The organism is Oceanicola granulosus HTCC2516 (assembly GCF_000153305.1).
Classification (GTDB): Bacteria; Pseudomonadota; Alphaproteobacteria; order Rhodobacterales; family Rhodobacteraceae; genus Oceanicola; species Oceanicola granulosus.
Window position 1 is genome coordinate 425,804 of sequence record NZ_CH724108.1, and the last position, 26,363, is coordinate 452,166.

Genomic DNA, 26,363 nt, shown 5'->3' on the forward strand with positions numbered 1-26,363 from the left:
CGATGGCGGAGCGCTTCCTCTCCCAGCTCTGGTACCGCGTCGAGGGGCTGACGCCGCGGCTCAAGGTGCACGTCACCGTCCACCGCCACCGCTACCGCGGCGAGCCCTGGTACGTGCTCCACGACCATGCCGGCGGGCGCGTCCACCGCTTCACCCCGGCGGCCTACATGGTCATCGGCCGCTTCGACGGACGCACCAGCATCGGCGAGATCTGGACGAGCCTCGCCGAGACCTACGACGCCGACGCGCCGAGCCAGGACGACGTCATCCAGCTCCTCGCCACGCTGCACCAGAACGACCTGATCCGCTACGCCGGTACCCCCGATGTCGCCGACCTGCTCGAGCGCTACCGCAAGAAGTCGACGGAGCTCGTCAAGCAGAACCTAATGAACCCGGTCTCGATCCGCGTGCCGCTCTGGGATCCCGACCGCTTCCTGTCGCGCACGCTGCCCGTCGTGCGCCCGCTGCTCGGCTGGTGGGGGCTGGCGCTGTGGCTGGTGGTGGTCTGCTGGGGCGGGCTGGTCGCGGCGCAGAATTACGGCGCGCTGACGGAGAACCTGACCGACCGGCTGCTCGGCGCGCGGAACATCGCGATCACGCTGATCAGCTACCCGCTGCTCAAGGCGCTCCACGAGCTGGCGCATGGGTATCTGACGAAGATGCGCGGGCAGGAAGTGCGGGAGATGGGGATCATGTTCCTCGTCTTCTTCCCCGTGCCCTACGTCGACGCCTCCGCCGCGGCCGCCCTGCGCAACAAGTGGCACCGCGCGGCGGTGAGCGCGGGGGGCATCTTCGTCGAGACCTTCGCCGCCGCGCTCGCGCTGATCCTGTGGGCCGAGGCGGAGGCGGGCTTCCTGCGGGCGGTGGCGTTCAACATCGTGATGATCGGCGGGCTGTCGACGCTGTTCGTGAACGGTAACCCGTTGTTGAAGTTCGACGGCTACTATGTCCTGGCCGACCTGATCGAGAGCCCCAATTTCGGCACCCGCGCCAACCTCTACTGGGGCTGGCTGATCCAGCGCCGCCTGTTCGGCGCGAAACAGCTGAAGGAGCCCGTCGCCACGCCCGGAGAGCGGCGCTGGTTTCTCGTCTACGCACCGGCGGCGCTCGTCTACCGGCTGTCGGTGATGGTCGGCATCGCGCTGTTCGTCGCCGGGAAGTACTATTTCGCCGGCGTCGTGCTGGCGCTCTGGAGCGTGTTCAACGCGGTGATCAAGCCGCTGTTCAAGCACATCCGCCACGTGCTGATCTCGCCGGGCCTGCGCAAAGTGCGCGGCCGCGCCAAGCGCTGGACCTTCGGCAGCATCGCCACCCTCGCGGCGGCGCTGCTGCTGATCCCGCTGCCGCTGCGCACCGACACCGAGGGCGTCGTCTGGCTGCCCGAGGCGGCGCACCTGCGCGCCGGCGCGCCCGGCTTCGTCGCCCGCGTCGCCGCCGGGCGCGGCGCGGCGGTGGCCGAGGGCGAGGCGCTCGTCGAACTCGCCGCGCCGACGCTCGCGGCGCGCATCGAGGGGCTGCGCTGGCGCGAGGAGGAATACCGCCGCCGCCTCGCCGTGCTCAGCGTCAGCGACCGCCCCCGCGCCGAGGCGGCCCGGCTGGAGCTCGCCGAGGCGACGGGCGAACTGGCGCGCGAGATGGCACGGCAGGGCGACATGCTCCTGACCGCCCCGCTCGCGGGCCGCTTCGAGCCGGTCGTGCCGCCCGACGACCTGACGGGGCGCTTCTTCAACGAGGGCGATCTCGTCGGCTATGTCCTGCCGCCGCGCCCGGAGGTGCTGCGCATCGCCGTGGCCCAGGCCGACGCGGCGCTGGTGCGCGAGCGGCTGGAGGGCGTCGAGGTCCGCTTCGCCGGCGCGCTCGAGCAGCGCCACCGCGTCCTTCTGATCCGCGCCGTGCCGCAGGCGCAGGCGAGCCTGCCGAGCCCGGTGCTCGGCAGCCGGGGCGGCGGCCGGTTCCTTACCGCGCCCGGCGACGAGGAGGGCACGGCGAGCCTCGACCCGGTCTTCGTCTACGACCTCGCCATGCCGCCCGACGCGCCGGTCCAGCCCTACGGGATGCGGGTGCTGGTGCGCTTCGACCACGGCCTCGAGCCGGCGGCGTTTCAGGCATGGCGGCGGGTGCGCCAGCTGTTCCTCGAGCGGTTCAATGCCTGACGGCGGCCGCCTCGGCTTCGGCGCGCCCCGGCGCGCCGTCTCGCCCTACGCCGAGCGGGCCGATCCGATCGACAACGCCGTCGACCGGATCGCCGAGCGCTGGCTCGGCTGGGCCGAGGCGCGCTGGCCGCTGCACCGCCGTCGCCTCGCACGCCGCGCCGCCCGCATCGCCGCGCTCGAGCCCCGCTACGCCGCCCTGCGCAGCCACCAGCTCGTCGCGCTCGCCCACACGCTCGCCCGCCAGACCCTGCGCCACACGCCGGGCCGCGATCCGCTCGCCCACCTGCTCGCGGTGCTGGCGGAGCTGCTGTTCCGCACCCTCGGCAAGCGGCCCTACCCGGTCCAGCTGATGGGTGCGATGGCGCTGCTCGAGGGGCGGCTCGTCGAGATGGCGACGGGGGAGGGCAAGACGATCACCGGCATGCCCGCCGCCCTCGCCGCCGCGCTGCGCGGCGAGCCGGTCCACGTGGTGACGGTCAACGACTACCTCGCCGGGCGCGACGGCGCCGAGATCGCGCCGCTCGCCGAGCGCCTCGGCCTCAGCGTCGGCATCGTCGAGACGGAGATGGACCCCGCCGCCCGCGCCGCCGCCTACGCCTGCGACCTGACCTATGTCAGCAACGCCAACGTGACCTTCGACTACCTGCGCGACCGCGTCGCGCTGGGGCAGGCGCGCGGCCCGGCCCGCGCCCGGCTCGCGTCGCTGATCGGCGGGCGCGCGGGGGCGGGGCTGACCTTGCGCGGGCTCGGATTCGCCATCGTCGACGAGGCCGACAGCGTCTTCATCGACGAGGCGCGCACGCCGCTGATCCTGTCGTCCTCGGGCGACGAGGCCGACGCCGCGCGGCTCTACAACACTGGCCTGCGCCTCGCCCGCGCGCTCCGCGCCGGGGCGGACTTCGAGCTCGACGAGATGCGCCGCTCCGTCACTCTCACCGAGGCGGGCAAGGAGCGGCTCGCCGCCGAGGCGGCGGGGCTCGACGGGCAATGGCGGGTGCGGCTCGCGCGCGAGGAACTGGTGGTGCAGGCGCTCTCGGCGCTGCACCTGTTCGAGCTCGGCCGTGACTACATCGTCGACGACGGCGGGGTGCAGATCGTCGACGAATATTCCGGCCGGGTCATGCCCGACCGCACCTGGCAGGGCGGTCTGCACCAGATGATCGAGGCCAAGGAGGGCGTCGAGGTGACCGGCCGCAAGGTGACGCTGGCCTCGATCACCTACCAGCGCTTTTTCCGCCGCTACGTCCGCCTCGCCGGCATGACCGGCACCGGCATGGAGCTCGCCGGCGAGTTCCGCGAGACCTACGGTCTCGTCACCGTCCGCATCCCGCGCCACCGCCCGCTGCGCCGCCGGCACGTCGGCAGCCGCTTCTTCCAGACCGCGGCGGGCCGCTGGCGCGCCGTCGCCGCGCGGGTGGGCCAGCTCGCGGCGCAGGGGCGGCCGGTGCTGATCGGCACCCGCTCGGTCGAGGCGTCGGAACATCTCTCGCGGGTGCTGGACGAGGCCGGGCTGGCGCACCGCGTGCTCAACGCGCGCTCCGACGAGGCGGAGGCCGATATCGTCGCCGCCGCCGGACAGCGCGGCGCGGTCACGGTGGCGACCAACGTCGCCGGGCGCGGCACCGACATCGCCCTCGGCGAGGGGGTGCGCGAGCTTGGCGGGCTGCACGTGATCCTCACCGAGTACCACGAGAGCAGCCGCATCGACCGCCAGCTCTACGGCCGCGCCGGCCGGCAGGGCGATCCCGGCACCACCGAAGCGATCGTCAGCCGCGAAGACGAACTCTTCACCCGCTACACGCCCCGCCTGCTGCGGCTCGCCCGCGCCGCCCGGATGCCGCTGCTCGACACTCTCATGCGCCGCACCGCCCAGTCCCGCGCGGAGCGCGAACACGCCATCACACGTCGCGAACAGGTGCGGCTCGACAAGCAGCTCGAAAGCTCGATGGCCTTCGCCGGCCAGCGGGAGTGACGGGTAGGCGCCGGCGCGCGTGCTTTGGGATTTGGTGGAGCCGAGGGGAATCGAACCCCTGACCTCGTCATTGCGAACGACGCGCTCTCCCAACTGAGCTACGGCCCCGATGGCGGTCTATGTGGCGCGTGTGCCAGCTCGTGTCAAGCGGCCTCAGAACTCCCACCATGTGGCGATGCGCAGGCCCGTTCCCTCGTCGCCCGTCAGCGCCTGGACGATGCCGACCTCGAGCCGGACCCGCTCGTTCACCTGCAGCAGGACCGCCGGCGCCGCCTTCGCGTAGTAGTCGCCGGCAGTGCCGATTCCCGTCTGCAGTTGGGCGACGGTGGTAAGGCGGTCGGTCCAGTTGTGGCCCCAGGTGAGATCGAGCTTGGACTCGCGGCGATCCTCGCCCAGCACGAAGATCTGCGCCGCGTCCGCCGCGAGCCAGCCGCTGGCGAGGCCGCGGCCGAAGGAGAGGCCGGCGCGGCCGATCTGCTCGACCTCGCTGCGCAGGCGGTCGTTGCGAAAGCCGTAGGCGAGGCTCGCGGCGACGGGCCAGCCCGCGCCGGCTCCGAAGAGAGGCGTGCGGGCGAAGACGGTGCCCGTCTCCTCCTGGTCGCCGTTCGCGATGTAGAGATCGAGCCCCACGGTCAGCCGCTCGTGCAGGCCGTATTCGAGAAAGACTGTCGGATCCCAGTGCACCGGGCGCACGGCCGCCTCGGTCAGCGCGACGTTGGCGCCGAAGGAGAGGAACACCGCGCCTTGCTCGCGCATCCAGGCGCCGGCGAGGGCGGGGGGCGAAGCGGCGAGCGCGAGGACCAGGATGAGGACGAATCGCTGCATGAGGCGCAAATTACCTGCGCCGAGTTAAGCTCATCTTAATGGGCGCATGGCATACCAGACGAGCGCCGGCACTTCGCGCAGGGCCTGGCGCAGCTGGGTCGGCACGTGGCTGCCCCGCAGCGGCGGCGGCGCGCCGGCTGCGGTCAGCCCCATCCGCCGGGCGGCGAGGCGCGCGCGCGGCACGTGGTAGCGGTCGGTCACGATCAGCACCCGGGTCTCTCCCTGTGCCGCGAGCAGGGGGCGGGCGAAGAGGAGGTTCTCCCAGGTGGACGTGGAGCGCCGCTCTTGTAGGATCGCCGCATCGGGGACGCCGGCTCCGAGCAGCAGCGCGCGCATGACTTCGGCCTCGGGCGGCCCATGCCGCCCCTGGCCGCCACAGGGGATGAGCAGCCTGCCGCGGCCGGCGTGGTAGAGGCCGGCGGCGTGCAGCGTGCGCCGGCGCAGCGTGGGCGACGGGCCGTGGGGCCAGACGGCGGCGCCGAGGATGAGGATGGCGGTCATGGGGCTCCGGCGGGCGAGGGTGGGTGAGGCAGATATGGTGCCGCTGGAGGTCTGCGTCGACACCCTCGCCGGCGTCGGGGCGGCGCGCCGCGGCGGCGCGGCGCGGATCGAGCTGTGCGCGGCGCTGTCGGAGGGCGGGCTGACCCCTTCGGCGGGGCTGATGGCGCAGGCCGTCCGGGCGGCGGGGGCGCAGGTGGAGGTCTACGCGATGATCCGGCCGCGCGCCGGCCTGTTCGACTATGGCGCGGAAGAGATGGAGGTGATGCTCGCCGACCTCGCCGCGGCCCGTGCAGCGGGGGTCTCGGGCGTGGTGCTGGGGGTGCAGCGGGCGGACGGGGCCCTCGACACCGCCCGGCTCGCGCGGCTCAAGGCGGCGGCGGGCCTGCTGGGCACGACGCTGCACCGGGTGATCGACGTGGTGCCTGACCCGCTCGCCGCACTCGACGCGGCCCTCGGGCTCGGCTTCGACAGGGTGCTCACCTCCGGCGGCGCAAACAGTGCGGCACAGGGGGCGGCGGAGCTGAGAGCGCTGGTGGCCCGGGCGCGCGGGCGGATCGGGATCATGGCCGGTGGCGGCGTGACGCCGGAGACGCTCGCGGTGGTCCTCGCGACGGGGGTAGATGCGGTCCACGCCTCCTGCGCCGCCCCCGCCTCCGGCGCGCGCACCTTCGCCGATTTCGACCCGGCCGGCGGGCGGCGGGTGACGGAGGAATGCCGCGTTCGCGCCTTGGTCGCGGCGCTCGAGGCGGCTAGGAAATCTCGAAATACGGAGGGAGCGGGATGAAGGCATGGGTGGTCGGCGCGCTGATGCTGGCGGGCGGCGAGGCGGCGGCGCAGGGTTTTTCGTGCGACGTGGGGATGCAGTCGGCCTGCCTGTCGGAGGGCGAAACCGTCTGCAGCACCTTCGGCCGGTGCGTCGACAAGAATGCCGCCTGCTTCGACCGGTACCAGTGCGATTTTGAAGGTTTCACCTGCACGTCCAACGTCACCGAGTGCCAGGCGAACCTGTCGACGCTCGCCGAGGCGCACAGCGAACTGCAGGAGCGCCACGAGGCGCTGACGGCGGAGTACGAGGCGCTCGCGGAGGCGTCGGAGGCGCTGATCGAGCAGTATGACGCGCTCATCGAGTGCGTGCGGGAGACCCCGATCTCGATGGACGTCATCGACTGCACCTACTGATCGTCCGTTGCCGCGCTAGCTGCGCGTTAACGGAACAGAAAGGAATCGGTGCTATGGAAGAGGTACTGCAGGGGCTCGGGATCTTCGCGCTGGTGCTGCTCGCGGTGATCGGCGCGGTGGCGGGCTATATCGCGGGAGCGGTCGCGGGGCGGAGCAAGGGGCTCTACATCGTCGTCGGCATCGTCGCGGCGCTGCTGACGCCGGTGGTGATCGCGGCGCTGGGCGTGACAGCGCTTGCGGCGGGAGGGATCCTGCTGATCCTGCTCGCGGGACTGATCGGCGCGGTGGTGGTGCTGGCCATCGTGCGGGCGATACGGAAGTAGCGAGGCGCGCGGCCTCGGGCTCGGTAACGCGTTCCTGCCGGCCGGAGCGGGCGGCGGCAGGCGGAGGCGGTGCTCCAGTCGACCACGCTCAGTTGACGAGCGACCACCGCCGCCGCTGGCGGTGCTCCTCGCTGATCGTTCGGCGCGCGAGCGGCAGCGCTACCGCCGCCGCCTCTGCACGTTGCCGCCGCGCTGCCCGGCGCGGCCGGCGGTCGAGCGGCCGTCGGCCTTGCGCGCTGTGTCGACGGCCTTGTCCACGGCCTGCTGGCGCGCCATCGGGTCGTCGGAGACGACGAGGTCCACGGTCTCCAGTCGCTTGACCTCGTCGCGCAGCCGCGCGGCCTCCTCGAATTCGAGGTTCTCCGCCGCCTTGCGCATGTCGGCCCGCAGCCCGTCGAGCACCGCCTGCAGGTTCGCGCCGGTCGGCGTGTCGATCTTGGCGGTGACGCGGGCCATGTCGGTGTCGCCCTTGTAGAGCCCGGCGAGCACGTCCTCGACGTTCTTCTTGACCGTCGCGGGGGTGATGCCGTGCGCCTCGTTGTAGGCGATCTGCTTCTCGCGGCGGCGCTCGGTCTCGCCGATCGCGCGCTCCATCGATCCGGTGATGCGGTCGGCGTACATGATCACCCGGCCCTCGGCGTTGCGCGCGGCGCGCCCGATGGTCTGGATCAGCGAGGTTTCGGAGCGCAGGAAGCCCTCCTTGTCGGCGTCGAGGATGGCCACCAGTCCGCATTCGGGGATGTCGAGCCCCTCGCGCAGCAGGTTGATCCCGATCAGCACGTCGAACGCCCCGAGCCGCAGGTCGCGCAGGATCTCGATCCGCTCGAGCGTGTCGATGTCGGAGTGCATGTAGCGCACCTTGATGCCCTGCTCGTGCAGGTACTCCGTCAGGTCCTCGGCCATCCGCTTGGTCAGCACGGTGCAGAGCGTGCGGAAACCCTGCTGCGTCACGCGGCGGATCTCGTCGAGCAGATCGTCGACCTGCGTCTCCACGGGCCGGATCTCGACCTGCGGGTCGAGCAGGCCGGTGGGGCGGATGACCTGCTCGGTGAAGACGCCGCCCGCCTGCTCCAGCTCCCAGTCCGCGGGCGTGGCCGAGACGAAGACCGATTGCGGGCGCATCGCGTCCCACTCCTCGAACTTGAGCGGGCGGTTGTCCATGCAGGAGGGCAGGCGGAAGCCGTGCTCGGCCAGCGTGAACTTGCGCCGGTAGTCGCCGCGGTACATGCCGCCGATCTGCGGCACGCTGACATGGCTCTCGTCGGCGAAGACGATGGCGTTGTCGGGGATGAACTCGAACAGCGTCGGCGGCGGCTCGCCCGGCGCGCGGCCGGTGAGATAGCGCGAATAGTTCTCGATGCCGTTGCACACGCCCGTGGCCTCGATCATCTCGATGTCGAAGTTCGTGCGCTGCTCGAGCCGCTGCGCCTCGAGCAGCTTGCCCTCGCCGACGAGCTGGTCGAGCCGCGCGCGCAGCTCCTTCTTGATCTCGATCACCGCCTGCTGCAGCGTCGGCTTCGGCGTCACGTAGTGGCTGTTGGCGTAGACGCGGATCTTGTCGAACGTGCCGGTCCGCTCGCCGGTGAGCGGGTCGAACTCGGTGATGCTCTCGAGCTCCTCGCCGAAGAACGACAGCTTCCACGCGCGATCCTCCAGGTGGGCCGGGAAGATCTCGAGCGTGTCGCCGCGCACGCGGAAGGTGCCGCGCTGGAAGGCCTGGTCGTTGCGCTTGTATTGCTGGGTGATCAGGTCGGCCATCACCTGCCGCTGGTCGTATTCGCGCCCGACGACGAGGTCCTGGGTCATCGCGCCGTAGGTCTCGACGGAGCCGATGCCGTAGATACACGAGACCGAGGCGACGATGATGACGTCGTCACGCTCCAAGAGCGCCCGGGTGGCCGAGTGGCGCATCCGGTCGATCTGGTCGTTGATCATCGATTCCTTCTCGATGTACGTGTCCGAGCGCGGCACGTAGGCCTCGGGCTGGTAATAGTCGTAGAAGCTGACGAAGTACTCGACGGCGTTATCCGGGAAGAAGCTCTTGAACTCGCCGTAGAGCTGCGCCGCCAGCGTCTTGTTCGGGGCGAGGATGATCGCCGGGCGCTGCGTCTCCTCGATGATCCTGGCCATCGTGAAGGTCTTGCCCGTGCCCGTGGCGCCGAGCAGCACCTGGTCGCGCTCGCCCGACAGCACCCCGTCGGTCAGTTCCCCGATCGCCGTCGGCTGGTCGCCCGCGGCCTCGAAGTCGGTGTGCATCACGAAGCGCTTGCCGCCCTCGAGCTTCTCGGGCCGCTTCGCCTCGCGCGCGGGCGCGTGCAGCATCGGCAGGGTCTTGTCGGAATTGGCAAACGGCATGGAAGCTCCTCGCGAGACCCACCTACAATGCGCCGCCCCGGCGCGAGTTCAAGAGCCGCTCGCGCAGGCGTCAGGCGCGGCCCGGCCGAGGGCGCGCCAGCCGGCTTGCCTGCCCGCGCCGAACTTGCCTATATGGCGCTGAACCGAGAGGGGAACCCTTGATGCGCGCACGTCTCTACCAACCGGCCCGTACCGCGATGTCGTCGGGCTCCGCCCGCACCCGCCGCTGGCTGCTCGATTTCGCGCCGCGCTCGCCCCGCGAGGTCGATCCGCTGATGGGCTGGACCTCGTCGGACGACACGCAGGCCCAGGTCCGCCTCACCTTCGACACCAAGGAAGCCGCGCTCGCCTACGCCGAGGAACACGGCATCGAGGTCGAGGTCCGCGAGCCCAAGAAGCGTGCCGCCAATATCCGCCCCGGCGGCTACGGCGACAACTTCGCCACTAACCGCCGCGCCGTCTGGACCCACTGACGGCGCGCCCGCGCCCGGCAGAACCCGACATCCGGCCCGGAGGCGCTGCCCCCGAGCCTCTGTCCTGATAATATCCCCGCCGGAGGCGTCGATCCGCTGATCGCGCGCGCTCCGGCGGGGTGACGCCTCAGACGATGGTCTGGCCGGTCTTCTTCCAGTCCTCGAGGAACGCGTCGAGGCCCTTGTCGGTCAGCACGTGGTTGGCCATCGCGTGGATCACCTTCGGCGGCGCGGTGGCGACGTCGGCGCCGATCTTGGCGGCCTCGGACATGTGGTTGGCCGAGCGGATCGAGGCGGCGAGGATCTGGGTCTCGAAGCCGTAATTGTCGTAGATCTCGCGGATATCGTGGATCAGCTCCATGCCGTCGAGGTTGAGGTCGTCGAGCCGGCCGATGAAGGGCGAGATGAAGGTCGCGCCGGCCTTGGCGGCGAGCAGCGCCTGGTTGGCGGAGAAGCAGAGCGTGACGTTGACCATGTGGCCCTCGTCGGTGAGCGCCTTGCAGGCCTTGAGCCCGTCCCAGGTCAGCGGCACCTTGATGGCGATGTTGTCGGCGATCTTCTTGAGCTCGAGCCCCTCGCGGATCATCCCCTCGGCGTCGAGCGCGACGGTCTCGGCCGAGACGGGGCCGTCGACGAGGTCGCAGATCTCCTTGGTGACTTCCTTGATGTCGCGGCCCGACTTCATGATCAGCGACGGGTTGGTGGTGACGCCGTCGACCATGCCGAGCGCGTGCAGCTCCTTGATGGCGTCGATGTCGGCGGTGTCTACGAAGAATTTCATGGCGCTTCCCTCCTGGTTGCGCCTTCACATAGTCCATCTCCCGGCGGGCCGGAAGGCTCGCAGGACGCTGATTTCGCCCCGCCCGGCATGGCGGCGGGCGGCGGGCTGGCTTATGTGGGCACGGTCTGGCCCGAGGGACATTGTGGCGACGTGAACAGCACGTATTTCAACGAGGGCGATCTGGTGGGCGTCCTGACGACCCAGCCGCTCGGCCGGCCGCTGGATTACAAGGCGCCGGAGGGCGGCTGCTGGGCCGGCGCGTTCGTCGAGGTGCCGCTGGGCCCGCGCAAGGTGGTGGGCGTGGTCTGGGGGCCGGGGCAGGGGGATTTCGACCGCGCCCGGGTGCGCCCGGTGTCGCGGGTGCTCGACGTGGCTCCCATGAGCGACGCGATGCGCCAGTTCCTCGCCCGCGCCGCCGACTACACGCTGACGCCGCTGCCCGCGATGCTGCGCCTCGCGACGCGCAACCCTGCGCTCGGCGAGACCCCGGCGATGCGCACCATCTACCGGCTCGGCGACGCGCTCCCCGACCGGATGACGGCGGCGCGCGAGAAGGTGCTGGCGGTGCTCGAGGAGTACGAGGGGCTGTCGTTCACGCTGGGCGAGCTGGCGGAGATGGCCGGCGTCGGCACCGGCGTGGTCAAGGGGCTGGTGGCGCAGGGGGCGGTGCGCGAGGAGGAGGCGCCGCGCGACGGCCCCTATCCGCCGCTCGACCCCGATCACGGCGGCAAGGCGCTGACCCCCGACCAGCAGGCCGGCGCCGCCGCGCTGCGTGCCGGGGTCCGCTCGGGCCGCTACGGCACCACCCTGCTGCGCGGCGTCACCGGCTCGGGCAAGACGGAGGTCTACCTCGAGGCCGTCGCCGAGTGCCTGCGCGCCGGGCGGCAGGCGCTGGTGCTGCTGCCCGAGATCGCCCTCTCCGCCGAGTTCCTCGCCCGCGTCGAGGCCCGCTTCGGCGCGCGGCCCGCCGAATGGCATTCCGGGTTGACGACGACGGAGCGGCGGCGGGCGTGGAAGATGATCGGCGAGGGGCAGGCGCAGATGGTGGTGGGGGCGCGCTCGGCGCTGTTCCTGCCGTTCCGCGATCTCGGCCTCGTCGTCGTCGACGAGGAACACGACACCTCCTACAAGCAGGAGGACGGCGTCCTCTACAACGCCCGCGACATGGCGGTCCTGCGCGCCTCGATGGCCGACGCGCAGGTGGTGCTGGCCTCGGCGACGCCGTCGCTCGAGAGCTGGGCCAACGTGGAGGCCGGCAAGTACGCCCGGCTCGACCTGACCTCGCGCTTCGGCCCCGCCGTGATGCCTGCGATGGCGGCGATCGACATGCGCGTCGAGGACCTGCCGGGCGCGAGCTGGATCTCGCCGGCGCTGCAGGGGGCGGTCCATGGGCGGCTCGAGCGGGGCGAGCAGGCGCTCCTGTTCCTCAACCGGCGCGGCTATGCGCCGGTGACGATCTGCCGGGCCTGCGGCCATCAGATCGGCTGTACCCAGTGCGACGCACGGATGGTCGAACACCGCTTCCTCAAGCGGCTCATGTGCCACCAGTGCGGCGAGACCCGGCCGATGCCCGAGACCTGCCCCTCCTGCGAGGCCGCGGGCAAGCTCGCGCCCGTCGGCCCCGGCGTCGAGCGGCTCGCCGAGGAGACGGAGCGGCTGTTCCCCGACGCGCGGCTGGCGATCCTGTCGTCCGATCTCTACGGCAGCGCACGGGCGCTGAAGGCGAAGATCGAAGAGATCGCGTCGGGCGGCGCCGACATCGTCATCGGCACCCAGCTCGTGGCGAAGGGGCACAACTTCCCCGAGCTGACGCTGGTCGGGGTGATCGACGCCGACCTCGGGCTGCAGGGCTCCGATCTGCGCGCCGCCGAGCGGACGTTCCAGCTGATGCGGCAGGTGGCGGGGCGGGCGGGCCGGGCGGAGGCGCCGGGCGAGGCGCTGCTCCAGACCTTCCAGCCCGAGCACCCGGTGATCCGCGCGATTCTGGGCGGCGACGAGGAGGCCTTCTGGGCCGCCGAGGCCGCCGAGCGCCGCGCGGCGGGGGTGCCGCCCTACGGGCGGATGGCGGGGATCGTGCTATCGAGCCCGGACGTGCAGCAGGCGTTCGACCTCGGCAACCACCTCGCCCGCCACGACGCCCCCCTGCGCCGGATCGGCGCCCAGGTCTTCGGTCCGGCCCCGGCCCCCATCGCCCGCATCCGGGGCCGGCACCGGGTCCGGCTGCTGGTCAAGGCCGACAAGTCCGCGCCGATCCAGGCCGCGCTGGCGGAATGGACCGCGCAGGTCCGCCTGCGCGGCGAGACCCGCATGGCCATCGATATCGACCCGCAGAGCTTCTACTAGCAGGCCGGGCTTCGGCCCGGCATCGCGGGCTCGACCAGCCGTCACGGGGGCCGGGCTGAAGCCCGGCCTACATGTCCTGCGCGATCTGGCGGGCGAGCGTGCGGACGGCGGCGCTGCGGGCGGCGGCGATCGCGGGGGCCGTGCCGGGGGCGGGGATGGCGACGACCACGTCGAACAGCTCCGCCGTGCCGGTGGCGTCCATGTCGTCGGGCGCGACGAAGTACTGGCCCGTCAGGCGAAACGTCCCGTCGAGCTCGGCGACCATCTCCTCCACCCGCACCTCGAGCCGCGCATCGGCGCGCCCGTTGAAGGGCCAGGGCTCCGAGGCGACGCGCGCGCCGGTGATCTGCGCCAGGTAGCGCGCCATCTCCAGCGTCATCGCCCGCGTCGGGATGTCGGCCCAGGCGAGGTCGGGCGCGGCGACGAGCGCGCCGTCGGCATCGCGGATGTAGATCGCCTCGCTGTCGGCGTACTCGGGCAGCGACAGGTCGCGCACCTCCACCGAGGCGAAGCGGATCGCCACCCGATCGCCGCTCTCCACCGGCAGCGGGCGGGTGGTGAACAGCCGCTCCTCGCCGCCGCCGCAGGCGGCCAGCAGGGGCAGGATCAGGGCGAGTATCGCGGTGCGCAGCAGCATGTCATCTTCCGAACAGGAGGGAGTTGGGATTGCGCTCGAGCTCGCGCGCAAGCGAGGAAATGGCGGCGGCGGCCTGTTCGACCTCGCGCAGGGTCTGGGCGAGGCTGCGGCCGACGCCGTCGTCGGTGCCGTACTCGCCGAGCGTCACGGCGGCCTGGTCGAGCAGGGCGCCGGTACGGCCGAGCAGGGCGGGCAGGCTGTCGGCGGCGTTGCCGATGCTCTCGGCCGCCGAGCGGGCGGAGGTCAGGGTGGCGTTGACGTTCTCCACCACGCCGCCGCTCTGCAGCTCGGCCAGCACCAGCCGCAGCTGGTCGAGCGCGGCGGCGAGCGATTCCGGCAGCCGCCGCGCGCCCTCGGTGCCCAGCATCGCGTCGACGGTCGCGAGCAGGCTCGAGAGCTGGTCGGCGACCTGCTCGAGCGGCAGCTCCTCGGCGGTCGCGGCGATGGCGTTGAGCCGGTCGATCAGCGCCGGGACCCCGGCGGCGGAGGTGGAGAGCGTGCCCGCCGCGGCGGCGACCTCGTCGACGGCGGCGAGCAGGCGGGCGCTCGCGTCGTCCTCGTTGAGGCCGGTGACGAGCGTGTCGACCTCCGCCAGCGTCGTGCGCAGCTGCTCGAGCGCCGCGCCGAGCGTCGCGGGGAGCTGCTGCGTGCTCTCGCCCGACACCAGCAAGTCGGCGCTCGCGAGCAGCGCGGTGAGCTGGTCGGCCACCTCGGTCAGCGGCAGCGCCCCGGCCTCCTGCGCGACAGCGTTCAGGTTGTCGATCAGCACCGGCACGCCATCGGTCGAGGCGGCGAGGTTGCCCGCGGCGGCGGCCACGTCGTCGACGGCGGCGAGCAGGCGCGCGGCGGCGTCCTCGGTGTTGAGCGTCGCGACAAGGGTGTCGACCTCGGCAATCGTGCCGCGCAGGTCGGTGATCGCACCGTTGAGCGACGCCGGCAGCGCCTGTGCGGCCTCGCCGGAGACGAGGCTGTCGGCGTTCGTCAGCAGCGCCTGGAGCTGCGCCGACAGCTCGCCCAGCGGCACGTCGCCGGCATTGGCGGCGACGGTGTTGAGGCTGTCGATCAGCGCCGGGACGCCGTCGGTGGAGGCAGCGAGGTTGCCGGCGGCGGCGGCGACGTCGTCGACGGCGGCGAGCAGGCGCGCGGCCGCGCCTTCGGTGTTGAGCGTGGCGACGAGGGTGTCGACCTCGGCGATGGTGCCTTCAAGCGTGCCGATGGCGCTGTTGAGCGAGGCGGGCAGCGCCTGCGCGGCCTCGCCCGACAGGATGGCATCGGCGCTGGTGAGGACCGTCTGCAGCTGGGCCGCGAGCTCGGCGAGCGGCACCTCGCCGGCATTGGCGGCGACGGTGTTGAGGCTGTCGATCAGCGCCGGCACGCCGTCGGTGGAGACAGCGAGGTTGCCGGCGGCGGCGGCGACGTCGTCGACGGCGGCGAGCAGGCGCGCGGCCGCGCCTTCGGTGTTGAGCGTGGCGACGAGGGTGTCGACCTCGGCGATGGTGCCTTCAAGCGTGCCGATGGCGCTGTTGAGCGAGGCGGGCAGCGCCTGCGCGGCCTCGCCCGACAGGATGGTGTCGGCGCTGGTGAGGACGGTCTGCAGCTGGGCGGCGAGGTCGGCCAGCGGCACCTCGCCGGCATTGGCGGCGACGGTGTTGAGGCTGTCGATCAGCGCTGGGACGCCGTCGGTGGAGGCGGCGAGATTGCCGGCGGCGGCGGCGACGTCGTCGACGGCGGCGAGCAGGCGCGCGGCGGCGTCCTCGCTGTTGAGCGTGGCGACGATCGCGTCGATCCCCGCGATGGTGCCGCGCAGCTCCGCGAGGGCGGCGTTCAGCGAGACGGGCAGCGCCTGCGCCGCCTTGCCGCCGATCAGCGCGTCGGCGTTGACGAGCAGCGTGTCGAGGTTGGCCGCGAGCTCGGGCAGGGGCACCTCGGAGGCACTCTCGGCGACTTCGGTGACGGCGGCGATCAGCGCGGGCAAGTCGTTGGCCGACTCCGCCAGCGCGGCGGCGGCGGCGGTGACGTCCTCGACGGCGGCGAGCATCTGCCCGGCGGCGTCCTGGTCGTTGAGCGTCGCGACGATGGTGTCGACCTCGTCGAGCGTGCCGCGCAGATCGGTGATCGCGGCGTTGAGGTTGGCCGGCAGCGCCTGCGCCGCCTCGCCGGAGATCAGCCCGTCGGCGCTCGCCAGCAGCGCGTCGAGCTGCGCCGCGAGCTCGGCCAGCGGCACCTCGGCGGCGTTGGCGGTGAGCGTGGTGAGGTTCTGGACCAGCGCCGGGACGTCCTCGGCGGAGGCCGTCACCTCGTCGGCGGCGGCGGCGAGGCTGTCGACGGCGGCGAGCAGGCGGACCGCGGCCTCTTCCTCGTTGAGCGTCGCGAGCAGGGCGTCGAGCTCGGCGACGGCGGATTCCACCCGCACCGGCAGCGCCTGCATCTCCTCGGAGCCGACGATGCCGCGCGCGTCTCCCAGCAGCGCGCGCACCTCGGCCGGCACCTGCCGCATGTCCTCGCTGGCGGCGAGCGCGGTGATCGAGTCCATCGTGTCGATGGCGCTCTGCAGCACCTCCTCGATGGGCAGCGCCGAGATCCGCTCGAGCACGCCTTCGGCGGAGGCGGTCATGTCGGCGATCTCGCTCGGAACGGTCGGGAAGATCGGGTTCGGCTCGGCGTCGAGGTCGATCTCGGCGGGCTCGGCATTTTCGATGGTGGCGAGTTCGACCTTGAGCCCCCCCGTCAGCAGCGAGCCGCGCACCAGCCGTGCGCGCAGGCCGTTGTCGCGCACCCGCGACTGGAAGAAGGCGAGCGCCTCCTCGACGCTCGTGTCGTCGTCGAGCCCGAGCCGCGCGGGCCGCACCTGCATCGTCACCGCGAGCCGGACGCGGCTGTCGCCGAAGCGCGCCTCGCTGACGATGCCGTTGATCGACTCGACCCGGCCGATCTGGATGCCGCCGTAGTCGATGGAGGCGTTGGGGATCAGGCCGGCGACGTTCTGGTCGAAGATCGCCGTGAAGGTGAGGGTGCCGCCGTCGTCGTCGCCGAACAGGCTCGCGCGGGCGGTGGCCTCGTCGTAGTAGACCGAGAACACCGCGCCCGGCTCGACGGGCCGACCGCCCGAGACGACCGTTCCGAACGAGATGCCGCCCGCGAACAGCGACGCCAGCGAGGAGAAGTTCAGCTCCGCGCCGCCGGCGTCGATGGTGAAGGCGAAGCCCGACGTGTCCCAGAAGCGCGTCGCCGTGGTCACGAGCCGGTCGTGCGGGGCGTAGATGATCGCGTCGGCCTCGACGGTGGAGCCGTCCTCGGAGACGACGGCGGTGCCGAGCCGGCCGACCTCGATGCCGCGGAACTCGATCGGCGCGCGGTCGGCGAGGTTGGTGTCGGCGTCGGCGCGCAGCCGGATCATCAGCCCGGGCCGCCCCGAGCGGTTGAGCGGCGCGATGTCGGCCCCCTCGTGCGCCTCGACGAAGCCGCCGGGGTCGCTGTCCCAGATGCCCTCGATGAACACCCCCGACAGCACCGTGTCGAGGCCCGTCACGCCCTGCGCCGTCACCTCCGGGCGCACCACCCAGAATTCCGCGTCGGCGTCGACGAAGTCGGCCACGTCGTCGTCGAGCCGCACGCCCACCCGCACCTGCTCGAGCGAGGCGGTGAAGCCGACCTGCTCCACCACGCCCACCGCGAGGTCGCGGTAGCGCAGTTCCGTCTCGCCGGCGCTGATGCCGGCGGCGTCGTCGAACACGATGTAGACCAGCGGCCCGCGCTCGGCATAGCTCTGCCACGCCACGGCCAGCGCGATGACCAGCGCCAGCAACGGCACGATCCAGACCACGGACACCCGCTCGAGCAGGCTCTTCCTGGCTTTCATCACGGGCACGTCGGGGGGAGTGTCGCTCACGCGGGAGACCTTTCTGCCGGCGCGGCAGGCTTGGGGGCGGGATCGGTGTCCCAGATCAGCCGGCTGTCGAAAGCCTGGGCCGAGAGCATGGTGAAGATCACCGAGAGCGCGAAGTAAAGACTTGCCTGACCGGGCCGGATCGCGGCGAGGGTTCCGAGTTGCACCAGGGACGACAGGATCGCGACGACGAAGACGTCGATCATCGACCAGCGGCCGATGTATTCCACGATCTCGTGCAGCTGGTGGCGCAGCCGCTCGCTGAGGCCGGAGCGATAGCGCACCCCGAGCGCCAGCGCCGCGATCACGAGGAACTTGCCCACCGGGATCAGCACCGAGGCGACGAGGATGACGATGGCGATGCCCCAATTGCCGTGCAGCGCCAGCTCGACGGCGCCGCCGACGATGGTGGCGTCCTGCGAATCCACCAGCGTGCGGGTCTCGAGCATCGGGTAGAGGTTGGCCGGCACGTAGCAGCCCACGCCCACCAGCCACCACGCCCAGACCTTCTGGAGCGCCTGCGGATCGCGCGACTGCAGCGCGTGGCCGCAGCGGCCGCAGACTTCCGTCTCGATCGGCCAGACGCGGGTGCAGCGCCGGCAGCCGACGAGACCGCTGTCGCGCGCGGTCGGCGGGCTCTGGCCGGCGGCGGAGGTCATGTCGGCCGCGCCTCCCGCTCGAGCGCCTTCCACACCGAGTAGCGGCACAGGAACGAATCCTGCGCCACCACGAGCACGACGAGGACGGAGAACATCCAGAAGGCCGGTCCCAGCGACACCGTCGCCAGGTCGGCGACCTTCACCAGCGCCACCGCGCAGCCGATCGCGAAGATCTCCGCCATCGACCACGGCCGCAGGGCCTCCGAGAGGCGGAAGGCGGAGCTGGCGTGGGGCAGGGGGCGGCGGTCGAACACCAGCGGCGCGATCACGTAGATCACCAGCAGGGCGCGCGTCACCGGGATCACCACGATCAGCGCAGCCACCGCGAGCGCCAGCAGCAGGAACAGCCCCGAGCCGCTGAAGGCGAGGGCGGCGTCGAGGATCGAGCTGGCGTTGGTCGCGCCGCCGACGCTGACCTCGAGGAACGGGAAGATCGTCGCCGCGACGACCAGCACCACCACCGTCAGCGCCACCGCCACGATCTGCGCCCCCGCCCCCCGGCGCGGCGCGATCAGCACGTGGTGACAGCGCGCGCAGACGGCCCGCTCGCGGTGCGCGGGCTCCCTGACCTTGTAGAGCGCGTCGCAGCGGGGGCAGGCGATCAGCGCGTCGAGGTCGGTGCGGTCGGCGGGGTGGGTCATCGTGTCTCTCGGGGCGCGGACGGACTGCCCGCGCTGCCTTTTTCGCAGATAGCCGATGTCGCCGCCGTTGCCAAATGTCTCTATGCCCTCTCCCGAGGGTGGCGCAGGGGCGGAGAGAATGGTTCAATGTGCCTCGATCCGGGGCTTCCAGGTCCGGAGATGACGCGTGGAGGAGGCTGCCCTTGAGCGACCGACAGGCCTGGCCCGAGCAGTCGACCGACTCCAAGATCGGCGCGGCGCTGCGGCGCTACCGCAAGAGCCAGGGCATGACGCTGCGCGACGTGGCCGAGGGCGCGGGGCTGTCGACCGGCTTCATCAGCCAGGCCGAGCGCGACATCGCGGTCCCGTCGCTGTCGTCGCTGCGCAAGATCGCCCAGGTGCTCGGCGTTTCGCTGCAGGACATCCTGCCCGAAACGGTTCCCGCCATGGAGGCCTCGCGCCGGAGCGAGCGGCGCGTCTACTCCGCCCATCCCGGCAGCTCGGCGGCGATGGCCTACGAGCGCATCTCCACCACCTTCCCGGGCGCGACCCTGTCGAGCGTCATCATGCGCCAGCCCCCGGGCCACCGTTCGGAGTTGCAGAGCCACGACGGCGAGGAAATCTTCTTCGTGCTCGAGGGCTGCGTCACCATCGAGCTCGACGGCGAGCGCATCATCCTGCACCCGGGCGACTCCCTCCACTTCTCCTCCCGCCGCCCCCACGCGACCTGGAACCACACCACCGAGATCGTCCTGATCCTGCACGTCTGCACCATCGACGTCTTCGGCGACCGCCTCGACGACGACGCCTGAGCGGCGCGCGCTCCAAGTCTCTGTTCTGCAAGTATCCTGGGGGGAGCTGCCGGCGGCAGCGGGGGGCAACGCCCCCCTCGCACGTCTTCCGCCTAGCGCCACGCCTCGCGCCGCGCCGCCGCGCCCCGGCGCAGGATCGCCGCGTCGACGTCGACGGCGACGAACAGCGCGCCCGCCTCGGCGGCGGCCTCGAGCACGCCCTCGTCGAGGGTCAGGATGCCGGCCGGGGTGCCGGTGGCGACGATGCGGGCGATGGCGTCGAGGGTGGCCTTGCGCATGTCCGGGTGGCTCGGCGCGCCGGGATGGCCGAGCGAGGCGGCGAGGTCGGCGGGGCCGACGAAGATGCCGTCGACCCCGTCGACCGCGGCGATCTCCTCGATGTTCTCCACCGCCGTCGCCGTCTCGACCTGCACCAGCAGGCAGATTTCCTCCGACGCCCGCGCCGCATAGTCGGGAACGGTGCCGAAGCGCGAGGCGCGGGTGAAGCCGGCGACGCCGCGCACCCCCTCGGGCGGGTAGCGCACCGCGCGCACCGCGGCGCGGGCCTCCTCGGCGTTCTGCACGTAGGGGACCAGCAGCGTCTGCGCCCCGGCGTCGAGCAGGCGCTTGATGTCGACCGTGTCGTTCCACGCCGGCCGCACGATGGCGCTGCCGGGGTAGGGGGCGACGGCGCGCATGAGCGCGGCCGCGTCGGCGGTGCTCGAGGTGGTGTGCTCGAGGTCGAACAGCAGCCAGTCGTAGCCGCAGGTCGCCAGCATCTCGGCGTTGTCGGGGCTGTTGCTGGCGACCCAGAGGCCGATCTGGCGGCGGCCCTCCTTCAGGGCGGCCTTGAAGGCGTTGCGCGGCATGTCCATCGTGATCTGGTCCTCGGTACCGGGGCTGGGCTCTGTGCGGCGGCACCATCGCGCGCCGCGTCCGGAAAGGTCAATGCGTGCCGCCCTGTGGCCGCCGCGCCAGTCGCGCGGGCCTCGGGAGGCGGCGCGCGAGACAGGCGGGCACGGGCGGGCTAGGCTCGCGGCCGTGCCGAAGCCGAGCCTCACGTCCTACCGCGCCAAGCGCGACTTCGCCCGCACGCCCGAGCCGCAGGGCGTGGCGGAGGGCGGGGGCAACCGCTTCGTCGTCCACAAGCACCACGCCACCGCCGATCACTACGACCTGCGCCTCGAGCTCGGTGGCGTGCTGAAGAGCTGGGCCGTGCCGAAGGGCCCCTCGCTCGATCCGGCCGAGAAGCGCTTCGCGGTGGCGACGGAGGACCACCCGGTCGACTACCTCGACTTCGAGGGGGTGATCCCCGAGGGCGAGTACGGCGGCGGGCCGATGATCGTCTGGGACACCGGCACGTGGGTGCCGATGGGCGAGCCGGAGGCGGACCTGGCGAAGGGCGCGTTCAAGTTCCGCCTGTCGGGCGAGAAGCTCGCGGGGGGCTGGATGCTGGCGCGGCTCAAGAAGAAGGGCGCGCGCGACAAGGAGGGCTGGCTGCTCTTCAAGGAGCACGACATCGCGGCCTCCACCGAGGGCGACATCCTCGAGGACCGCCCCGAGAGCGTGAAGACCGGCCGGCGCATCGAGGAACTCGTCGCGCCGCCGCCCGCGCCGCCGCCCGCGCCCGCGCCCGCGAAAGCGCCTCGGCCCGGGCGGGTGAGGGGCGCGGTGCGCGGCGCAGCGCAGGTGCCGAAGCCGCAGCTGGCGAGCCCCGCCGCCGCGCCGCCCGAGGGGCCGGACTGGCTGCACGAGATCAAGATCGACGGCTACCGCACCCTCGCCCACCTCGAGGCCGGCCGGGTGCGGCTGATCACCCGCGGCGGGCTCGACTGGACCCACCGCTACGGTACGCTCCCCGACGCCTTCGCCGCGCTGCCCTGCAAGGGCGCGGTGCTCGACGGCGAGATCGCGGTGCTCGACGCGCAGGGGGTCAGCCGGTTCGCGCTCCTGCAGGAGGCGCTGTCGGAGGGGCCGGGCGAGCGGCTCGTGTTCTTCGCCTTCGACCTGCTCCACCTCAACGGCTGGGACCTCACCGCCGCCCGCCTCGCCGACCGCAAGACCCAGCTGGCGCGGCTGCTGGCGGGGGGCAGGGGCCGCCGCTGCTCTACAGCGACCACGTCGAGGGCAACGCGGCGGCCTTCTACGAGCGGGTGTCGGAGATGGGGCTCGAGGGGGTGATCTCCAAGCGCGCCGCCGCGCCCTACCGCCCCGGCCGCGGGCCGGACTGGACCAAGACCAAGGCGGTGCAGATCGGTGATTTCGCCGTCGCGGGCTACACCACTTCGAAGGCCGCCGGCGGCCTCGCCGCGCTGGCCGTGGCCGAGCCCGACGGCGACGTGCTGCGCTACGTCGGCAAGGTCGGCACCGGCTTCGACCGCGCCACCGCCGAGACGCTGCTCGCCCGCCTCGAGGCGCTGCGCGACGAGGGCGGCGGGGCCGAGGGGCTGCCGCGCGACGTGGTGCCGGTGCGCCCGCTGCTGACGGCGCACGTCCACTTCACCGCCCGCAACCGCACCGAGGCGCTGCGCCATGCGGTGTTCAAGGGCCTGCGCGAGGTCACGCTCGCCCGCGCGCCGCCGCCCGAGGCCGCCGCCGAGCGGCCCCGGCTGGTCTCCGACGCCGACCTCGCGACGATCTGGCTGACCAACCCCGAGCGGCGGCTGTTCGGGCGCTCGGGGCCGAAGAAGCTCGACGTGGCGCTCTACTACGCGCGCGTCGGCGACGTGATGCTGCCGCACCTGTTCGGCCGCCCGGTCTCGCTGGTGCGCTGCCCGTCGGGCAAGGTGGAGGAGTGCTTCTTCCAGCGCCACGCCTTCACCGGGATGCCGCCCAGCCTCGGCACCTTCGAGCTGGAGCGCGCCGACGAGGAGAACCGCACCTACCTCACGATCGAGGACGTGCGCGGCTACCTGGCGCTGCCGCAGTTCGGGATCATCGAGTTCCACAGCTGGGGTGCGCTGCGCGAGCGCCTCGAGACGCCCGACCGGATCACGCTCGACCTCGACCCCGGCGACGACGTGCCGTGGCGCGAGGTGGTGGAGGCGGCGCTGCACATCCGCGGCGAGCTCGCGGCGCTGGGCCTCGTGCCGTTCGTCAAGACCACCGGCGGCAAGGGGCTGCACGTGCTCGTGCCGATCGAGCCGCGGCGGCGCTGGAAGAGCGTCCACGCCATCACCGGCGCCATCGCCGAACGGCTGGCGCGGGCGAATCCCCGGACTTTCGTCACCACCATGGCCAAGCGCGCCCGCGCGGGCCGCATCTTCCTCGACTACCACCGCAACGCCCGCACGGCGACGGCCGTGGCGCCCTATTCGTTGCGCGCGCGCACCAATCTGCCCGTCTCGACGCCGATTCACTGGGCCGACCTCGAATCCGTCGACGCAAGCGCGGATCTCAATTATTCTACAGTACCGGGGCTCGTGGCAGCTTCCGGTGATCCCTGGGCGGAGCTCGACGCGCACGCCCGCGACCTGCCGGACGTGCCCGCAAACTGACCGGGAGGGACCGCGCATGGCACCGAGAGCAAGCTGGAAGGGCTACCTGAAACTGAGCCTCGTGACCTGTCCGGTCCGGCTCTACCCGGCGACGAGCTCGGCCAGCCGGATCGGCTTCAACCAGCTCCACAAGGACACCCACAACCGCATCAACCTCAAGCCCGTCGACCCGGAGCTCGGCCTCGTCGAGCGCAAGGACCTGGTGCGCGGCTACGAGTACGAGAGCAAGAAGTACGTCATCATCGAGGACGAGGACCTCGCCGCGGTGAAGATCGAGTCGAACCACACGCTGAACATCGAGGCCTTCGTCGATGCCGACGAGGTCGAGCCGATCTACCTCGACGCGCCCTACTACCTCGCGCCCGACGGCGCGATGGCCGAGGAGACCTTCGCCGTCCTGCGCGAGGCGCTGGGCCGGTCGGGCAAGGTGGCGGTGGCGCGGCTGGTGCTGTCGAGCCGCGAGCGGGTGGTGACGATCGGTGCCAAGGACAAGGGCATGTTCGTCCAGACCCTGCGCAATCCGAGCGAGGTGCGCGCGGCGTCGACCTACTTCGACGACATCCCCGACGTCGAGCCCGACGCCGACATGCTGCAGATGGCCGAACAGCTCATCGCGCAGAAGACCGTCGCTTTCGATCCCAAGGATTACGAGGACCGCTACGAGGTGGCGCTGCTGGCGATGATCAAGGAGAAGCTCAAGGGCCACAAGCCGATCATCGCCGCCGAGCCCGAGCGCGGCAACGTCGTCAACCTGATGGACGCCCTGAAGGCGAGCCTCGCCGACCAGAAACCCCCCGCGAAGAGCCGGCGCAAGCCGGCGGCGAAGAAGCCCGCGGCGGCCAAGGGCGCCAAGTCCGCCAAGACGGAGAAGGCGCCCGCCCGCTCCGCCTCGGGCGGCGGGCGGCGTAAAGCGACGAAGTGACGGCGCTCTCCGGGAGGACCATCGGCGTCCACGGCGCGCTGGCGGCGTTCCCGCGCCGCATCGCCGTGCGCGCCGCCGAGGGCGCGGGCGCGGTGCTGCGCCGGGGCACCAGCCGCGGGACGTCGCTCGTCGTGTTCGGCCGCAAGGCGCTGCGCGGCGACATCGCGCGGCTCGAGGAGGTGCACGCCGCCGTCGTGGCGCGCGGCCAGCGGGCGGTGAGCGAGAACGGCTTCCTGCGCGGCCTCGGCCTGATGGCCGCGGGCGAGCCGGGGCCCCATTCGCGCACCGCGATGATCGAGATGTCGGGCCTCGCGCCGCGCGACTTCGACCTGCTCGCCCTGTTCGACGCCTTCGAGAACGACACCTCGCCCTTCACCTTCCGCGACCTGATCCTCGCCCGCAAGTACGCCGCCCTGCTCGAGGACGGCGCGCCCTGGCACGCCATCGCCCGCGCGGTCCACCAGGCCGGCGACGTCGGGGCGCTGGCGGCGCTGACGCTCGACGTCGAGGCCCGCGCGATCATCGCGCGGCGCGAGGGCTGGGTCGGCGAGCTGAGCGGGCAGGGCAAGCTTCGGCTCGAGCCGGCCGAGGACGCCGACGCGCTGTTCGACGAGGCCGAGGACGCGGAGGCCGCGGGCGCGCTCGAGGAGGCCGCCGCCCTCTACAGCCGCTGCCTGTCGCTCGACGCCACCGACAGCGTCGCCGCCTTCAACCGCGCCAACTGCCTGCGCGAGCTGGGCCGCCGCGCCGAGGCCGCGCACGATTACGCCCGCGCGCTCAAGCGCGACGGCGGCTTCGTCGAGGCCTGGTTCAACCTCGCCGGCCTCGCCGCCGAGAGCGGCCACGTCGCCAGCGCCCGCCGGCACCTGGAGCGGGCGCTCAAGAGCGACCCGTCCTACGCCGACGCGATGTTCAACCTCGCCCGGCTCGAGTTCGAGGCCGGCCGGCTCGACGCGGCGCAGCGCTGGTGGCGGCGCTACCTGCTGCACGACGCCGAGGGGCCCTGGGCGCAGCGCGCCCGCAACGGCCTGCGCCTGATCGAGATGCAGCAGAGCGCGACCGGCACATGATCCTCACCGGCCCCACCGACGCCCGCGCGACGCTGCTGCTCGGCCACGGTGCCGGCGCGCCAATGGATGCGCCGTGGATGAACGACATGGCCGACGCGCTCGCCGCCGAGGGGCTGCGGGTGGCGCGCTTCGAGTTCGCCTACATGGCCGCGCGCCGCGAGGGCCGCCGCCGCCCGCCGCGCGCCGAGAGCTTGCGCGGCGAGTACCTCGACGCCGTCGCCGCGCTCGGCGCTGACCGGCTGGTGGTCGGCGGCAAGTCGATGGGCGGGCGCGTCGCCTCGATGGTGGCCGACGAGTTGGTCGCCGACGGGCGCGCCGCCGGGCTCGTGTGCCTCGGCTACCCGTTCCACCCGCCCGGCAAGCCCGAGGCGCTGCGCACCGCCCATCTCGAGAGCCTGCGCGCGCCCGCGCTGATCTGCCAGGGCACCCGCGACGCCTTCGGCACCGCCGACGAGGTGCCGGGCTACGCGCTCTCGGAGCGCGTCGAGCTGTTCTGGCTCGAGGACGGCGACCACGAGCTCAAGCCGCGCAAGCGCGTCACCGGCAAGAGCCTCGCCGACCACCAGGCCGCCGCCGCGGCGCGCATCGCGGCGTGGCTCGACGGGCTGCCGTGAAGGTCGCGACCTACAACATCAACAACGTCCGCAAGCGCCTGGGCAACCTGCTCGACTGGCTCGCCGGGGCCGCCCCCGACGTGCTCTGCCTGCAGGAGCTGAAGACCGCCGACGCCGACCTGCCGAGGGCGGCGCTGGCCGAGGCCGGCTACCAGGGCGTCTGGCGCGGGCAGCGCGCGTGGAACGGGGTCGCCATCCTGTCACGCGGCGGCGCGCCGGTGCTGGTGCGCGACAGCCTCCCCGACGACCCGGACCCGCGCCAGGCGCGCTACCTCGAGGCGGCGGTGGAGGGGGTGCTGATCGGCTGCCTCTACGCGCCCAACGGCAATCCCTGCCCGGGACCGAAGTACGACTACAAGCGCGCCTGGACCGACCGGCTCGTCGCCCATGCCGCCGATCTGCTGGCGGCGGGCGTGCCGGCGGTGCTCGCGGGCGACTACAACATCGTCCCCGAGCCGCGCGACATCTACGACACGACGAGCTACGACGGCAGCTCGCTGGTCCAGCCCGAGATGCGCGCGCGCTACCGCTCGCTGCTCGACGCCGGCTGGACCGACGCGGTGCGCGCGCTGCGGCCGGAGGGGACGGCCTACACCTTCTGGGACTACCGCCGCCGCCGCTTCGAGCGCGACGGCGGGCTGCGGCTCGATCACCTGTTGCTGTCGCCCCCGGCGGCGGAGCGGCTCGTGGCGATCGGCATCGACCGCGAGGCGCGGGCGCGCGAGGAGGCGAGCGATCATGCGCCGGTTTGGGTGGAGCTGG

General features: G+C 72.4%; 23 protein-coding genes and 1 tRNA gene. 14 read left to right on the forward strand and 10 right to left on the reverse strand.

The genetic code is table 11. The features are described 5' to 3' along the window. Positions 1-2 precede the first annotated feature (2 nt). Positions 3-2,153, forward strand: coding sequence for a PqqD family protein (locus OG2516_RS14250; protein WP_007256410.1), 2,151 nt, complete (start codon positions 3-5; stop codon positions 2,151-2,153). Continuing rightward, positions 2,146-4,125 (forward strand): preprotein translocase subunit SecA, encoded by a 1,980-nt coding sequence (locus tag OG2516_RS14255; protein WP_007256411.1) that lies wholly within the window; start codon positions 2,146-2,148, stop codon positions 4,123-4,125. Before OG2516_RS14250 ends, OG2516_RS14255 begins: the two co-directional genes overlap by 8 nt. Positions 4,126-4,157: 32 nt before the next feature. Here the strand turns inward: OG2516_RS14255 and OG2516_RS14260 are convergent. From OG2516_RS14260 to OG2516_RS14270, 3 genes are all read right to left on the reverse strand, one after another. Beyond that, positions 4,158-4,233 (reverse strand) — tRNA-Ala (locus OG2516_RS14260). Between the two features lie 45 nt (positions 4,234-4,278). Continuing rightward, positions 4,279-4,950 (reverse strand): hypothetical protein, encoded by a 672-nt coding sequence (locus OG2516_RS14265; RefSeq protein ID WP_007256412.1) that lies wholly within the window; start codon positions 4,948-4,950, stop codon positions 4,279-4,281. Between the two features lie 30 nt (positions 4,951-4,980). After that, positions 4,981-5,451: a YdcF family protein gene (locus OG2516_RS14270; protein ID WP_007256413.1), complete on the reverse strand. Its 471-nt coding sequence runs from the start codon at positions 5,449-5,451 to the stop codon at positions 4,981-4,983. Between the two features lie 19 nt (positions 5,452-5,470). On the opposite strand from OG2516_RS14270, the gene OG2516_RS14275 reads away from it, so the two are divergent. From OG2516_RS14275 to OG2516_RS14285, 3 genes are read left to right on the forward strand one after another with little or no spacing between them, the layout of a single operon-like run. Next, positions 5,471-6,235, forward strand: coding sequence for a copper homeostasis protein CutC (locus OG2516_RS14275; protein WP_050769182.1), 765 nt, complete (start codon positions 5,471-5,473; stop codon positions 6,233-6,235). Next, on the forward strand, positions 6,232-6,630 hold the full coding sequence (locus OG2516_RS19090) for a hypothetical protein (protein WP_007256415.1): 399 nt from the start codon (positions 6,232-6,234) through the stop codon (positions 6,628-6,630). The genes OG2516_RS14275 and OG2516_RS19090 overlap by 4 nt, the downstream gene beginning before the upstream one ends. A gap of 53 nt (positions 6,631-6,683) precedes the next feature. Next, positions 6,684-6,953: a hypothetical protein gene (locus tag OG2516_RS14285; protein WP_007256416.1), complete on the forward strand. Its 270-nt coding sequence runs from the start codon at positions 6,684-6,686 to the stop codon at positions 6,951-6,953. A 159-nt stretch (positions 6,954-7,112) separates the two neighbouring features. On the opposite strand, the gene uvrB is transcribed toward OG2516_RS14285, so the two are convergent. Next, complete coding sequence (gene uvrB, locus OG2516_RS14290; protein WP_007256417.1) at positions 7,113-9,308, reverse strand: excinuclease ABC subunit UvrB; 2,196 nt, start codon at positions 9,306-9,308, stop codon at positions 7,113-7,115. A 161-nt stretch (positions 9,309-9,469) separates the two neighbouring features. Between uvrB and OG2516_RS14295 the strand changes: the two genes are divergently transcribed. After that, entirely contained in the window at positions 9,470-9,781 is a 312-nt protein-coding gene (locus OG2516_RS14295) for an ETC complex I subunit (protein ID WP_040615884.1), read from the forward strand. A 127-nt stretch (positions 9,782-9,908) separates the two neighbouring features. Here the strand turns inward: OG2516_RS14295 and fsa are convergent, their stop codons facing one another. Further along, a complete protein-coding gene (fsa, locus tag OG2516_RS14300) occupies positions 9,909-10,562 on the reverse strand; it encodes a fructose-6-phosphate aldolase (RefSeq protein WP_007256419.1) in 654 nt (217 codons plus the stop codon). Positions 10,563-10,649: 87 nt separating this feature from the next. Between fsa and OG2516_RS14305 the strand changes: the two genes are divergently transcribed. Further along, positions 10,650-12,905 (forward strand): primosomal protein N', encoded by a 2,256-nt coding sequence (locus OG2516_RS14305; protein WP_007256420.1) that lies wholly within the window; start codon positions 10,650-10,652, stop codon positions 12,903-12,905. Positions 12,906-12,972: 67 nt separating this feature from the next. Here the strand turns inward: OG2516_RS14305 and OG2516_RS14310 are convergent, their stop codons facing one another. The 4 genes from OG2516_RS14310 to OG2516_RS14330 are packed head-to-tail and all read right to left on the reverse strand — an operon-like array spanning position 12,973 to position 18,728. Further along, positions 12,973-13,542, reverse strand: a complete 570-nt coding sequence (locus tag OG2516_RS14310; RefSeq protein WP_007256421.1) for a PqiC family protein — start codon at positions 13,540-13,542, stop codon at positions 12,973-12,975. Position 13,543: 1 nt separating this feature from the next. Then, complete coding sequence (locus tag OG2516_RS19095; RefSeq protein WP_007256422.1) at positions 13,544-17,431, reverse strand: PqiB family protein; 3,888 nt, start codon at positions 17,429-17,431, stop codon at positions 13,544-13,546. Beyond that, positions 17,428-18,087: a paraquat-inducible protein A gene (locus OG2516_RS14325; protein ID WP_007256423.1), complete on the reverse strand. Its 660-nt coding sequence runs from the start codon at positions 18,085-18,087 to the stop codon at positions 17,428-17,430. Before OG2516_RS14325 ends, OG2516_RS19095 begins: the two co-directional genes overlap by 4 nt. Next, the gene (locus tag OG2516_RS14330) at positions 18,084-18,728 is read right to left on the reverse strand and encodes a paraquat-inducible protein A (protein WP_007256424.1); all 645 of its coding nucleotides are present in this window, start codon (positions 18,726-18,728) and stop codon (positions 18,084-18,086) included. Before OG2516_RS14330 ends, OG2516_RS14325 begins: the two co-directional genes overlap by 4 nt. A 182-nt stretch (positions 18,729-18,910) precedes the next feature. Between OG2516_RS14330 and OG2516_RS14335 the strand changes: the two genes are divergently transcribed. After that, a complete protein-coding gene (locus tag OG2516_RS14335; protein WP_007256425.1) occupies positions 18,911-19,519 on the forward strand; it encodes a helix-turn-helix domain-containing protein in 609 nt (202 codons plus the stop codon). Positions 19,520-19,611: 92 nt separating this feature from the next. On the opposite strand, the gene OG2516_RS14340 is transcribed toward OG2516_RS14335, so the two are convergent. After that, complete coding sequence (locus OG2516_RS14340; RefSeq protein WP_007256426.1) at positions 19,612-20,373, reverse strand: HpcH/HpaI aldolase family protein; 762 nt, start codon at positions 20,371-20,373, stop codon at positions 19,612-19,614. 166 nt (positions 20,374-20,539) lie between these two features. On the opposite strand from OG2516_RS14340, the gene OG2516_RS20560 reads away from it, so the two are divergent. From OG2516_RS20560 to xth, 6 genes are all read left to right on the forward strand, one after another. Then, on the forward strand, positions 20,540-21,679 hold the full coding sequence (locus OG2516_RS20560; protein ID WP_007256427.1) for a DNA polymerase ligase N-terminal domain-containing protein: 1,140 nt from the start codon (positions 20,540-20,542) through the stop codon (positions 21,677-21,679). Then, positions 21,661-22,995: a DNA ligase D gene (ligD, locus tag OG2516_RS20565; protein WP_007256428.1), complete on the forward strand. Its 1,335-nt coding sequence runs from the start codon at positions 21,661-21,663 to the stop codon at positions 22,993-22,995. Before OG2516_RS20560 ends, ligD begins: the two co-directional genes overlap by 19 nt. Positions 22,996-23,011: 16 nt before the next feature. After that, the gene (gene ku / locus OG2516_RS14350; RefSeq protein ID WP_007256429.1) at positions 23,012-23,917 is read left to right on the forward strand and encodes a non-homologous end joining protein Ku; all 906 of its coding nucleotides are present in this window, start codon (positions 23,012-23,014) and stop codon (positions 23,915-23,917) included. Beyond that, positions 23,914-24,987, forward strand: a complete 1,074-nt coding sequence (locus tag OG2516_RS14355; protein WP_007256430.1) for a tetratricopeptide repeat protein — start codon at positions 23,914-23,916, stop codon at positions 24,985-24,987. Before ku ends, OG2516_RS14355 begins: the two co-directional genes overlap by 4 nt. Further along, complete coding sequence (locus OG2516_RS14360) at positions 24,984-25,601, forward strand: alpha/beta hydrolase family protein (protein ID WP_007256431.1); 618 nt, start codon at positions 24,984-24,986, stop codon at positions 25,599-25,601. The genes OG2516_RS14355 and OG2516_RS14360 overlap by 4 nt, the downstream gene beginning before the upstream one ends. Then, a partial coding sequence (xth, locus tag OG2516_RS14365) for an exodeoxyribonuclease III (RefSeq protein ID WP_007256432.1) occupies positions 25,598-26,363 on the forward strand: 766 nt, incomplete at its 3' end. The genes OG2516_RS14360 and xth, both read left to right, overlap by 4 nt.